General features: G+C 71.4%; 13 protein-coding genes, 1 tRNA gene and 1 pseudogene. 7 read left to right on the top strand and 8 right to left on the bottom strand.

The annotated features are described in order from the left end of the window. The first annotated feature begins 54 nt into the window (after positions 1 to 54). The gene (locus ACIBCM_RS30465) at positions 55 to 1584 is read left to right on the top strand and encodes an APC family permease (protein ID WP_399248827.1); all 1530 of its coding nucleotides are present in this window, start codon (positions 55 to 57) and stop codon (positions 1582 to 1584) included. Between the two features lie 125 nt (positions 1585 to 1709). Here the strand turns inward: ACIBCM_RS30465 and ACIBCM_RS30470 are convergent, their stop codons facing one another. The 3 genes from ACIBCM_RS30470 to ACIBCM_RS30480 all read right to left on the bottom strand — a co-directional run bounded on the left by ACIBCM_RS30470 (position 1710) and on the right by ACIBCM_RS30480 (position 6007). Beyond that, complete coding sequence (locus ACIBCM_RS30470; protein WP_399248829.1) at positions 1710 to 2927, bottom strand: acyl-CoA dehydrogenase family protein; 1218 nt, start codon at positions 2925 to 2927, stop codon at positions 1710 to 1712. A 270-nt stretch (positions 2928 to 3197) separates the two neighbouring features. Continuing rightward, positions 3198 to 4361 (bottom strand): CaiB/BaiF CoA transferase family protein, encoded by a 1164-nt coding sequence (locus tag ACIBCM_RS30475; protein WP_399248831.1) that lies wholly within the window; start codon positions 4359 to 4361, stop codon positions 3198 to 3200. After that, entirely contained in the window at positions 4358 to 6007 is a 1650-nt protein-coding gene (locus ACIBCM_RS30480) for an aldehyde dehydrogenase family protein (protein WP_399248834.1), read from the bottom strand. The genes ACIBCM_RS30475 and ACIBCM_RS30480 overlap by 4 nt, the downstream gene beginning before the upstream one ends. A gap of 135 nt (positions 6008 to 6142) precedes the next feature. On the opposite strand from ACIBCM_RS30480, the gene ACIBCM_RS30485 reads away from it, so the two are divergent. Together ACIBCM_RS30485 and ACIBCM_RS30490 are read left to right on the top strand one after the other, a co-directional pair. Next, positions 6143 to 7609, top strand: coding sequence for a PucR family transcriptional regulator ligand-binding domain-containing protein (locus ACIBCM_RS30485; protein ID WP_399248835.1), 1467 nt, complete (start codon positions 6143 to 6145; stop codon positions 7607 to 7609). Between the two features lie 132 nt (positions 7610 to 7741). Beyond that, positions 7742 to 7829 (top strand) — tRNA-Leu (locus ACIBCM_RS30490). Between the two features lie 264 nt (positions 7830 to 8093). Here the strand turns inward: ACIBCM_RS30490 and ACIBCM_RS30495 are convergent. Beyond that, positions 8094 to 8696, bottom strand: a complete 603-nt coding sequence (locus ACIBCM_RS30495; protein ID WP_399248838.1) for a hypothetical protein — start codon at positions 8694 to 8696, stop codon at positions 8094 to 8096. Positions 8697 to 8913: 217 nt separating this feature from the next. On the opposite strand from ACIBCM_RS30495, the gene ACIBCM_RS30500 reads away from it, so the two are divergent. The 4 genes from ACIBCM_RS30500 to ACIBCM_RS30515 are packed head-to-tail and all read left to right on the top strand — an operon-like array spanning position 8914 to position 10113. Continuing rightward, positions 8914 to 9258 (top strand): hypothetical protein, encoded by a 345-nt coding sequence (locus ACIBCM_RS30500; RefSeq protein WP_399248840.1) that lies wholly within the window; start codon positions 8914 to 8916, stop codon positions 9256 to 9258. Positions 9259 to 9317: 59 nt separating this feature from the next. Further along, positions 9318 to 9569 (top strand): hypothetical protein, encoded by a 252-nt coding sequence (locus tag ACIBCM_RS30505; RefSeq protein ID WP_399248842.1) that lies wholly within the window; start codon positions 9318 to 9320, stop codon positions 9567 to 9569. Between the two features lies 1 nt (position 9570). After that, positions 9571 to 9825 carry a hypothetical protein gene (locus tag ACIBCM_RS30510; RefSeq protein ID WP_399248843.1) on the top strand — a complete coding sequence of 85 codons (255 nt, stop codon included), beginning with the start codon at positions 9571 to 9573 and terminating at the stop codon, positions 9823 to 9825. An 18-nt stretch (positions 9826 to 9843) separates the two neighbouring features. Next, positions 9844 to 10113: a hypothetical protein gene (locus ACIBCM_RS30515; protein WP_399248845.1), complete on the top strand. Its 270-nt coding sequence runs from the start codon at positions 9844 to 9846 to the stop codon at positions 10111 to 10113. 5 nt (positions 10114 to 10118) lie between these two features. Here ACIBCM_RS30515 and ACIBCM_RS30520 read toward each other — a convergent pair whose 3' ends face one another. From ACIBCM_RS30520 to ACIBCM_RS30535, 4 genes and pseudogenes are all read right to left on the bottom strand, one after another. After that, positions 10119 to 10739 (bottom strand): IS630 family transposase, encoded by a 621-nt coding sequence (locus tag ACIBCM_RS30520; protein WP_399248846.1) that lies wholly within the window; start codon positions 10737 to 10739, stop codon positions 10119 to 10121. Then, positions 10679 to 10936, bottom strand: a complete 258-nt coding sequence (locus ACIBCM_RS30525; protein ID WP_399248848.1) for a winged helix-turn-helix domain-containing protein — start codon at positions 10934 to 10936, stop codon at positions 10679 to 10681. Before ACIBCM_RS30525 ends, ACIBCM_RS30520 begins: the two co-directional genes overlap by 61 nt. Before the next feature lie 25 nt (positions 10937 to 10961). Next, a complete protein-coding gene (locus ACIBCM_RS30530) occupies positions 10962 to 11195 on the bottom strand; it encodes a helix-turn-helix domain-containing protein (RefSeq protein WP_399248850.1) in 234 nt (77 codons plus the stop codon). 62 nt (positions 11196 to 11257) lie between these two features. Next, positions 11258 to 11601: pseudogene (locus ACIBCM_RS30535) on the bottom strand (tyrosine-type recombinase/integrase); the annotation flags it as partial. Positions 11602 to 11803: the final 202 nt, after the last annotated feature.

Here is an 11803-nt window from a genome sequence, read left to right on the forward strand (position 1 = left end):
CCTCATCTCTTCCGGTCACTCTTCCTTTTCCGGTACGAATCAACGGGAGTCTCCATGAGTCCCAGCATTCCCACGGGGCATCACGGCAGCGACGACGAGCACCTCGCCTCGCTCGGGTACGCCTCCGAGTTCAAGCGGGACATGAGTGCCTGGGCGAACTTCTCGCTCGGGTTCACCTATCTGTCCCCCGTCGTCGCCATCTACACGATGTTCGCCGTCGGTCTGGCCGCCGCGGGGCCCCCGATGATCTGGTCCCTGGTCATCGCGGGCGCCGGACAGCTGATGGTCGCCCTGGTCTTCAGCGAGGTCGTGGCCCAGTTCCCCGTCGCGGGCGGCGTCTACCCCTGGGCACGCCGCCTCTGGGGCCGGCGCTACGCCTGGATGACCGGCTGGATCTATCTGATCGCCCTCTTCACCACCATCGCGGGCGTGGTGTCGGGCGCGGGGCCCTACCTCGCCGCCATGTTCGGCTTCGACACCTCGGTCAACACCGTCATCCTCTGCTCCCTGGCGATCCTGACCCTGGCGACCATCATCAACTACCTGGGCACCCGGGTCCTGGCCACCGCCGCGATCATCGGCTTCGCCGCCGAACTGCTGGGTGCCGTGGCCGTGGGCGTCTGGCTGCTGGTGACGGACCGGCACCACAACCTCGGCGTCCTGTTCGACAGCTTCGGCGCGGGCGACGGCACCAACTACCTCTGGGCCTTCGCCGCCGCGTCCCTGGTCGGCATCTACAACTACTACGGCTTCGAGGCGTGCGGCGACGTCGCCGAGGAGGTACGCAACCCCGGCCGGATGATCCCCAAGGCGATGCGCCGGACCATCTACGTGGGCGGCGCGGCGGCCACCTTCGTCGCCGTGGCACTCGTGCTGGCCGTGGCCGACATCCCCGCCGTCATCTCCGGCGAGAACGCCGACCCCGTCTCCGCCGTCCTCGACGCCTCCTTCGGCACCGCCGGTGCCAAGGTCATCCTGGGGATCGTCCTGCTCTCCTTCGTCTCCTGCGCCATGAGCCTCCAGGCCGCCGCCAGCCGGCTCGCCTACAGCTACGGCCGCGACGAGATGATCGTGGGCAGCCGTCTGCTGCGCAGGTTCTCGCAGGCCCGGCGCATCCCCCCGTACTCCCTCCTGCTCGCCGGGGCCGTCCCCGCCGTCATCGTCCTCGGCGCGAAGTTCTCCGAGGACTCCCTGACGAAGACCATCAGCTTTGCCTCGCTCGGTATCTATCTGGGCTTCCAGATGGTGGTTCTCGCCGCACTGCGGGCGCGGCTCAAGGGCTGGAAGCCCTCCGGGGAGTACACCCTCGGCAAGTGGGGCCTGCCGGTCAATATCGCGGCCCTGGTCTACGGCCTCGTCGCCATCGTCACCATGGTCTGGCCCCGTACGCCCGAGGCGCCCTGGTACGACAACTACATCGTGCTGCTCTCCGGCGCGGTCGTCGTCGCCATCGGGCTCGTCTATATGGCCGTCCACCGCACCCACGGCCGCAGCGACGCCCCGTACAACGACGCCATCCCCCGGCAGGCGCCCCTGGGCACGGACAGCGGCGGCAGGGACGAGCGGGAGTCAGCCGACGTCTGACGGCCCAACCCCGAGGAGGCCGACGTCCGACGGCCCCACCGGGAAAAGCGACAGAGACACCGGGTGGGCCCGGGCGCGATATCCAGCGCCCGGGCCCACCCGGTGTCTCTTGGCCGGGGCCGCCCTCAGCGGAAGGCGGGCAGCCCCGTCATCGCCTGGCCGATCACCAGCTTGTGCATCTCCGGGGTGCCCTCGTACGTCAGCACCGACTCCAGGTTGGTCATATGCCGGATCACCGGATACTCCAGCGAGATCCCGTTGGCCCCGAGGACCGTGCGCGCGGTACGGCAGATGTCCAGGGCCTTGTTCACATTGTTGAGCTTGCCGATGCTGACCTGCTCCGGCCGCAGCCCCGCACCGTCCTTGCGGCGGCCCAGATGCAGTGCCAGCAGCGTCCCGCACGTCAGCTCCACGGCCATGTGCGCCAGCTTCTCCTGGGTGAGCTGGAAACCCGCGATCGGCTTTCCGAACTGCGTACGCTGCCCGGCGTACTCCAGTGCCGCCGCCAGCGAGCTGCGCGCGGCCCCCATCGCTCCCCAGACGATGCCGTAGCGCGCCTCGTTGAGACAGGACAGCGGGCCGCGCAGTCCGCGCACCCCGGGCAGCACCGCGTCGGCGGGCAGCCGGACCCCGTCCAGGACGAGTTCGCTGGTCACCGACGCCCGCAGGGAGAGCTTGTGCTTGATCAGCGGGGCGGAGAACCCGGCAGTGGCGGTCGGCACCACGAAGCCGCGCACCGCCCCGTCCTCCTCATCCGTACGGGCCCACACGACGGCGACATCGGCGACGGAACCGTTGGTGATCCACATCTTGCGGCCGTCGATGACCCAGTCGCCGCCGTCGCGACGGGCCCGGGTCCGCATACCGGCCGGATCGGAGCCGTGGTCGGGCTCGGTCAGACCGAAGCAGCCGATGGCCTCGCCGGCGGCCATCGCGGGCAGCCACCGCTGCTTCTGCTCCTCGCTGCCGTGCTTCCAGATCGCGTACATCGCCAGCGACCCCTGGACGCTGACCAGGGAGCGGATACCGGAGTCACTGGCCTCCAGCTCCAGACAGGCCAGCCCGTAGTCGACCGCGCTCATGCCCGCGCAGCCGTATCCCTCCAGATGCATGCCGAGGAGACCGAGACCGCCGAGTTCCTTGGCGAGTTCGCGGATGGCGGGGAGTTCGCCGTTCTCGAACCACTCGGCGACATGGGGGTCGACGGCCGTGTCGCAGACCTGCCGGACCGCCGCCCGGACCGCCTTCTCCTCGGGGCTGAGCATGTCGTCGATGCCCGCGAGGTCGAGCGGGTCGATCCTGGTACGGGCGGTGCCGGTGGACGTGCCGGGTGGGGTGGACATGGGCGTCCTGCCTTTCAGGTGCGGATCCGGATGATGGGGCGGGGGGAAGAACGATTCGTCTGAGGTCGGGGGAGCGGGGGGCTGTGCGTGGGCGGGCCCGCGTCTGCCCCGCCCGTGGCCGGCTCCGGCGAGGTCCGGGGCCGGGGCCGGGCGGACGATCGGTGCACCGTCCACGGGACCCTGCCGCGGTACGGCGGTGGAGGACGGCCCGCGGTGGTGCGGGCGGGTCCGGCGGTGGCGCGGGCGGGGCCATCGGGGGAGTGCGCGGACTCAGCCGGCGGTGGGCGGCGGCCCCGTCCCGGGGCCCGCGAGCCAGGCGCGGACCGCTTCCCCGTGCTCGTCCAGCCGGGGCGGCGGCTGAGCCCCCCGCACCAGACCGGTGGAGTACGTGACCGGGTGCCTCGGGGCCGGGGTCCCGCCCCCGTCCGGGGCGACGGTGGGGGACAGCCCCAGTTCCCCGGCCAGCGCGAAGCCGTCGGCGACGGTGCCGACCCGTCCGGCCGGGACGGCCGCCGCCGTGAGCCGCTCCTGCCAGCGGGCTCCGTCGTCTCCCAGGAGGCGTTCCTCCAGCGCGGCCACCAGCTCCTCACGGTGGCCGACCCGGGCGGCGTTCGTGGCGAAGCGCTTGTCGTCCGCCAGCTCCGGGACACCGAGCACGGTGGCCAGCCTGGCGAACTGGCCGTCGTTGCCACAGGCCACCGCCAGCATCCCGTCACGGCAGCGCAGGGTCTCGTACGGGGCGATGGACGGATGGCGGTTGCCCATCCGCCCCGGCGGGCGGCCGGTCTCCAGAGTGCTCTGGGCCTGGTTGACCAGGGAGCCCAGCAGGCTGGAGAGCAGATTGACCTCCACCCGGCAGCCCCGCCCGGTCCGTGCCCGGTCCGCCAGCGCGGCCAGTACCCCGATCGCGGCGTCCTTGCCGGTGAGCACGTCCACCAGGGCCACGCCCGCCTTCGCCGGGTCGCCGTCCGGCTCACCGGTGATGCTCATCAGACCGCCGACCGCCTGGACGACGAAGTCGTACCCCAGCAGCCCGGCCCCGGCGCCACTGCCGAAACCGGTCACCGAGCAGTACACGACCCCCGGGTTGACGGCGGCCACCTGCTCGTAGCCGAGACCGAGCCGGTCGAGGGAGCCCGTACGGAAGTTCTCCACCACCACATCGGCACGGCGGGCCAGCTCCCGGGCCAGGGCGCGGTCCCCGTCGTCCGCCAGATCGAGGGCCACACCCAGCTTGGAACGGTTGACGCTTTCGAAGTACGTACTGGACGAGGCCGACCACGGCGGCCCCCACGAGCGGGTGTCGTCACCGGAGCCGGGCCGCTCCACCTTGATCACCCGGGCCCCCAGGTCCGCCAGGGTCATGGTGCACAGCGGCCCGGCGAGCACCCGGCTGAAGTCCGCGACCAGCACGCCCTCCAGCGGCCCGCTCACGCCCGGCCCCCCGCCGCGGCGGCCCCCGCCGGTTCCGGGGCACCGTCCAGCCGCCGCACCACACCCCACGGGTTGCCGTCACGCAGCGCCATCGGCAGCGCGGCCTGGGGCACGCCCTGGTAGGCGACCGGACGGGTGAAGCGGTCGAGGGCCGACGCCCCGACACTCGTGGCCTCGGGCCTGCTGGTCGCGGGCCAGGGACCGCCGTGCTGCTGTGCCCAGGCGGTCGCCACACCGGTCGGCCAGCCGTCCACGACCACCCGCCCGGTCCGCCGCGCCAGCTGTTCCACCAGCCACGGCAGATCCGGGTCGTCCGGACCGGCGGAGATCACCGAGGCGGCCAGGGACGGCTGGAGCGCGGCGAGGACCTCGCGCAGCTCCGCCACGCTCCCGTACTCCGCGACCAGGGCCACCGGACCGAAGCACTCCGCCAGCAGCCGGGAGCCGGGCCGCAGTGCCCGCGCGGGCACCGTGAGGACGGTGGGCTCGGCGGCGAACCCGCCGGTGAGCGCCGGTACGGAGGCCACCGGGGTGGCGCCGGCCGCCACCAGATCGGCCACACCCTGCCGGTAGGCCGCCGCGATGGACTCGGTGAGCAGTACACCGGGCGCCACCTTCCTCAGCGCGGTCGCGACCGCGTCTGCCGCGCCGCTGCCCGCCGGAGCCAGCAGCAGGCCCGGTTTGGTGCAGAACTGCCCCTGCCCGAGGGTGAACGACCCGGTGAAGCCTTCGGCGGCCGCGGCCGTTCCATCGCTGACCCCGGCGGCCGCCGGGGTCAGCGCCACGGGATTGACGGTCCCCATCTCGGCGAAGACGGGCACGGGCACCGGGCGCCGCGCCGCGCGTTCGACCAGCGCCGTACCGCCGCTCTGCGAGCCGGTGAAGGCCACGGCCGCCACCTCGGGCGCGTCCACCAGGGCGAGCCCCGCGTCAAAGCCGGTGACCAGGGCGAACGCCCCCTCGGGGGCCCCGGCGGCGCGCAGCGCCCCGGAGACCAGATCGCCCAGCCGCGCGCTCAGCAGCGGATGTGCGGGGTGCGCCTTGACCAGGACGGGACACCCTGCGGCCAGCGCGGACGCGGTGTCGTGTCCGGCGACCCCGAACGCGAACGGGAAGTTACTGGCGCCGAAGACCGCGACCGGGCCCAACGGCCGGTTCATCCTGCGCAGTTCGGCCGAGCCGGTCGTGTCCGGTCCGTCGATGCGTACGCCGAGCCAGCTGCCCTCGACGGCGACCGACCCGTAGAAGCGCAGCTGCGCCGCCGCACGGCCGACCTCACCGCGCAGCCGCTCCGGGCCCAGCGCGGTCTCGGCGTCCGCGAGCGCGGCCAGCTCCCCGGCGTGCTCCTCCAGCGCGTCGGCGACGGCCGCGAGCCGCCCCGCCCGTACGGCCGGGGCGGTGGCACCGAACTCCTCGGCGTCCCGGGCCGCCGCGGCGAGGGCGGCGGACAGCCGCGCCGGGGTGGTGGCGGGAGGCCCGGCGGTGGCGGCGCCGGTACGCGGATCACGGCTCACCTCCGCTGCCTGGCTCGCGTCTGTGGCGCGGTTCACCTCGGTGGCGGCGTTCACGTCGGCGGCGCGGCTTGCCTCGGCACCCGGCCCGGCGTCGTCGTGCGCCTCGGGAAGGGGGACAGCAGCAGGGGACATCCGGGACGTCCTTCCGTGGGGCGGGTCGCTGATGAACCGAAGCTATGCGCGGCGGGGCTGGAAATCCTTGGATGTTCCATACGACAATCACCGGACCTTGTGCGAATCGCACAACATCCGACCCCGGGAGAGCCCGTGCCCGCGCTGGACGACCTCGTACGCCTGCTGGGCGCCGACCTCGAACCCGTCAGCCCCACCGCCGTGCCCCCGGCCGAGGTCACCGGCGTCCATGTGAGCGAGCTGACCGACCCCACGCCCTATCTCGCCGGCGGGGAACTGCTGCTCACCACCGGGATGGGCCTCACCGGCCAGACCGCGCAGGTCCGGGCGTACACCGCCCGGCTGGCGGCCCACGGCGTCACCGCGCTCGGCATCGGCCTCGGACCGGTGCACTCCACCGTTCCCGAGTCCCTGCTGCGGGCCTGTGAGACCGCCGGGCTGCCGCTGCTCGCCGTCCCCGCCCCCACCCCCTTCCTCACCGTCGCGCGCACCTACTGGTCACTGACCGCCGCCGCCGGGCAGGAGCAGCTCAGCGCGGCCCTCGGCGCCCATCGCGACCTGGTCCGCTCGGCGGCCGGACCGGACCCCGTCCGCGCGGTGGTGCGCACCCTGGCCGACGCCGTGGAGGGCTGGGCCGCCCAGCTCACCCCGCACGGCGAGGTCGTGGCGGTCTGGCCCCGCGAGCACCGCGCGAGCGCCCGGCGGATCGCGGCGGAGGTCGCCCGGCTGCGTATGGCGGGCCCGCACTCCTCCGCGACCTTTCCGCTGGGAGCCGACGATGTCGTCCTGCATCCGCTGACCGGCCGCGGGCCGCTGAACGGCTTCGTGGCCACCGGCTGCCCCCGCCCCATGAAGGCCCCCGACCGGCAGCTCGTGCTGACCGCCTGCGCACTGCTGGCCCTCCAGGGCGAGCAGCGGCGGCGGGGCGTCACGGCGGCGCGCACCGCGCGGTCCTGTGTCGCCCGGCTGCTGCTGAGCGGCCATCTCGACGCGGCCCGTTCCCTGGGCGCCGACCTGGGCCTCCCCGCGATCGCCCCCCGGGTCCGGCTGCTCGCCCTGGCCGGGCTCACCGGCGGCCTCGACGACGTGCTCGACCTGCTCGAACCGGTGGCCGCCGGCGGTGGCCACCAGCTGCTGGCCGTGGCCGAACCGGACGAGGTCTGGGCCCTCACCGGACCGGACGACACCACCGCCGTACGGGCCGCGGTGCGGCGTCTGACCGGGGAGTGGCTGCCCGGGGCCAGGGCCGTCCTCGGCCCCCCGGTCTCCGTGGCCGAACTGCACCGCCAGCTTCCAACGCTCGGCCGCACCCTGGCCGCCGTCCCGCCGGGCACCCTGCGTGACCTGTCCGAGCACGGTGCGCCCACCGCCCCGTCGCTGGACCCGATCCTCGGCTACACACGCACCGATCTGGTCGGCGCGGTCGCCGCCTATCTGCGCCACCGGGGCCACTGGGAGCGCGCCGCCGCCGACCTCGGCGTCCACCGCAACACCCTGCGTCACCGTATGATCACCGCCGCCCGACTGCTGGACGCGGACCTCGACGACCCGGACACGGCGAGCCGCACCTGGCTGGCGCTCCGCGAGAGGGGCCTGGCCTGACGCCCCCGAACCCCGCCGCCGACCACCCCGGCGGCACCCCACTGACCACGGGATATACAGGTGAGAGCCACCCTGGACCCCTGGTATTGTTGTCCTGTCGCCCCGGGAAGCCCCGAGGCAGAAACACACCTGGTCCGGGTGGCGGAATGGCAGACGCGCTAGCTTGAGGTGCTAGTGCCCTTTATCGGGCGTGGGGGTTCAAGTCCCCCCTCGGACACCAGGGGTAGTTCACATAACTGCCCGGTTTGGTTTTACAGAACTCCCAGCACGGCTTCGGCCGGGCTGGGAGTTCTTTTTGTTTGTGTGCGTCGGGGCTGACGGGAGCCCTTGGGTGGTGTCTGCGGGTGGGTTGTGTGTCTGTGGTGGCTGGTGGTGGTCGGATGATCGGTGTGCTGGAGGGTTCTGGCGGCGTGGGTGGGGCGGGTTCGGGGCGTGCGAAGGCGATCGGTGGTGCCGGGGTGTGGGTGGTGCCTGTGTCCGTGTGTCAGCCGGGTGGTGTGCCGCTTATGAGGGCGTCCAGGCTGGTTTCGCGGCGGCGGGCGCGTGTGCGCGGTCTGGGGAGGGTCTGCTCGGCTGGTTCTTCGCCGGTGTGGATGGCCCAGGGGTCGGGGTGGTGGCGTTTGGCGTGCCAGGCGCGCAGGAGGGTGTGGTTGAGGCCGGCGAGGGCGAAGGCGATGAGGAGGGTGTTCTTGGTGGTGCCGAAGACGCGGGTGAAGCCGCGGTCCATGTGGAGGCGGTGGGTTTTGATCTCGGCGTTGCTGGATTCGACGGTGGAGCGGCGGCCGTAGTCGGCGGCCCAGGCGGTGGTGCCCCACGGGGTGCGCTGGTGGGTCCAGGGCATGGTGTCGGGCGGCAGGGTGACGGTCTTCCCGCAGGCGCAGGCGGTGCCGGGTGTGCAGGTGCTGGTGGGGTGGGTGTGGGGCAGGCGCAGGGAGCGGGGGTAGTTGGGGCAGCGCAGGTGTCCGGCGACGGCGGGGCCTTTGAAGCGCTGGTAGCCGTCGGTGTCGGGGCGGGTGTGGGGGGTGAAGGCGTAGGCGGCGCGCTGTTCGTAGCGGGCGCGCAGGGCCTGCTTGTCGGCGGTGCGCATGCCGAGGGGGAAGCCGGGGAGGCTGCGCAGGGCGGCGGGGAGGGCTTCGGTGAAGAGGGTGCCTGGGGGGGCTGGGGTGGGTGGCGCGCTGGTGGAGGTGGAGGTCGTGGATGGGTGCGATGCCGCGGGCGCGCAGGGGCAGGGCCCAGCGGGTGGGGGTGCAGTAGGAGTAGCCGCGGTCGGCCAGCACCTCGGTGAGGCCGGGGTGGTGGGTGGTGTGCTGGTCGATGAGGCGGATACCGGCGTCGCCTTTGTGGGATCCGGCGGGGGCGAGGTGCAGGGCGGTGATGAGGAAGGGGACTTCGGGGCCGCCGAGGGTGCGGGCGTTGACCGCGAGGTGGAGGTCGTGGCCGCAGAAGATGTGGCCGGGCGCGCGGTTGGTGCCGGAGCGGTAGCCCTCGCGGGCGTCGGGATCGGCGGTGTGCTGGCGGCGGCCGTCGTGCCCGGTGCGGGGCCAGGCGGGTTCGCTGGGGGGTTGCTTGCGGCACCACATCGGTCCTCGTCCACAATTGTGGGGGAACGCGCTTCAGCACGGGTTCCGACGGTGTCGCCGAAGACCTGACCAACCCTCTGCCCGAACGCGGCGACTACGTAAAGCCGCCAACTCTTGAGGGGGGAAGGATGAATGTCGTCGGCAACAAGATTTGGGGCAACAGCGACCCCGAAGAACTCATCGGTACGCGCACGCCGGAAGTTCTCCGTGGTCTTGCCAGCCGGGGCGATGCAGAGAAGCTCCAGGACTTCTATCAGGGGGCTGTCAATGCAGGAAAGGGTGGCGCGGCTGGACGCGGGGCGCAGAACTCCAGATCGCCCGTGAACACCGCAAGAAACCGCGTGCAACTGTTGCAGGAGATCATTGAAGCTTGGAGCTAGCATGGAGGATCGTTCGATGATGAAAATTAAGCTCTCTGCGACGGATGGGCCTGCACGAGTTACGTTCGAGCCGGGTGGAATCGCTTTCGCGCTCGACGTCGATGAATTCATCACGTTGCAACTGGATCCGAGCCTTGCCCCCTCCGTCGAAATTAATATATGGGCGAATGGAATATCGGTCTGGCTGCCCTATCCAGGAAAGTCTGACTATATTGTTCTAGACTCCACCGATCACGAAGTGGCGCGCCTGTGGTGATTTCATAATTGCGCCCAATTGGAAAGCCCTGCCGATGATGTTCAGATGCATTCGGCAGGGCTTTTCGATTCCTTCGTCAAGTTTGCCGATGCCTCCATTTTTCCGCACCGGAAAAGAGTGGCCGCCTCGCTGAAGCTGCGCTTGGTTTCCGCCTCATTTCGTGAAGGTGCGCTGAGCGTTTCCGCACGAAATGTGGGAGGTCCGGCCGGGTCTATTTCGGTGTGCCTTGGGCGTGCGCTGGGGCGTCTGACGGCAGTAGTTGCCGCCGAGGTTGAAAGGGTGGGGTGACAGGGCTACGGAGGCTCCAGCCTGAGTCCGGTGTCGGCGATGAAGCCGTCGAGGATCTCGGATCGGCGTTGGATGCCGCGCAGACGGTTCTTCACGAGCGAGGTGAGGTCGTCGATCGCGCGGGGTGCGAGGTTGGCCAGGGACTTCTTCAGATGGGCCCAGACACCTTCGACGGGGTTGAGGTCCGGTGCGTACGGAGGCAGCTTGATGATGGTGAGCCAGTCGCTGTTGCGGTCGCAGAACTCCCGCAGGGCCTTGGCGTGATGGGTGCTGGCGTTGTCCCACACCACGATCAGCGGGGCACCGCCGAGCTGCCGACGGGCTGAGGTCAGCAGATCGGAGAACTCGCGGGCCCGGAAGCCCATTATCTCACCGGTACGGCCCCGGTATGTCTGGGTCCGGTAGATCAGCCTGGTCTCGCGGCCCGGTCTCACGCAGATCATCCCTGCCATCAGGACCCGACCCGAGTCTTTCCCAGTCACCTTGATCAGCGGCGTCCGCCCGCGCGGCGACCAGGTCCGCCCCTTGCCGGGCTTCAGGTCCTGGCCGGCCTCGTCCTCGAAGACTATCCACGCGCCCAGGAGCTCGGCCGTCCTCTTACCCGTGACCACTGCTCCGTCCGCCACCGCTCTACGGCCTGCTCGTCGCGCTCGACGGCCCGGTGCGCGGGGACCTGGGGTGACCAGTCCAGCCGGTGCAGCAGGTAGGACACACCACGCGGGGTGTACCGGTAGCCGAACAGGCAGTGGATCAGCTCCGCGACCCTGGCCAGGGTCCACCGCTGCTCCTCACACCAGCCGTGCGCGGCCGGGCCGGCCTCCAACTCGGCCCGCAGGCGATCGGTCTGGTCATCGCTGAGCTGACAGGGAAAGCCACCAGGCCCCTTCGAAGCCAGGGGCTGAACTGCCGCCGTCCCGCCAGGCCGCGTGCCAGGCGTAGGCCGACTTCCGTGACACTCGTAACCTGCGAGCCACCTTCGGCGGCCCCACCCCTTGCTCAAACATCTCCGACGCCTCGAAGCGCACCGCCTCACGCTTCGTCCGCCCCGCGGCGGTCAGGCCGCCGCCATCCGCGTACCTCATGACGAGGATGTAGCACCGCCAACGCCCTCTGTCACCCCATCCTTTCAACCTCGGCGGCAACGTCAGCGGACGGCGACTGTGGCGGGTGGGCCGTCGGGGTCGTCGCCGGTGGGGCAGAGGGCGTCACCCAAGGCGTTGGTGGCTTAGCGTTGGAGGCGGAGCCTTACGTGGGCGTAGACGCCGGCAGTGACGCCGATGTGGGAGTGGCCCAACAACGCATTGATCACGACGAGTTCGACGCCCTGCTCCAGGAGGAGGGTGGCGGTGGAGTGGCGGAGGTCGTGGAAGCGGATGCGGCGGAGCCCGGCCCGGTTGAGGAAGCCGCGGAAGCGGCGGGTGAGGTTGGCAGGTGGAGAGGCCGCCCTGTGGGCGTGCTGAAGGTGAGGCCGCTGTCCTGCCAGGCTGACTCTGAACCGCCCTGTGTCGGGTGGAGACTCGATCTGGCAGCGGGACCGCGACCAACACCCTGTCCAGCCTGGCAAGTTGATACATCATTCGGACGCCGGGTCGCAGGGCGGATTCAACTGGTCGTCGCAACACCTCGTAGGCATGGAGGTGTTGGATGGTGCGTCGTCAGCAGGCAGCGGACCGGGCGCTGCGTCCGAAGC

Source organism: Streptomyces sp. NPDC051018 (assembly GCF_044456085.1).
Lineage (GTDB): Bacteria > Actinomycetota > Actinomycetes > Streptomycetales > Streptomycetaceae > Streptomyces.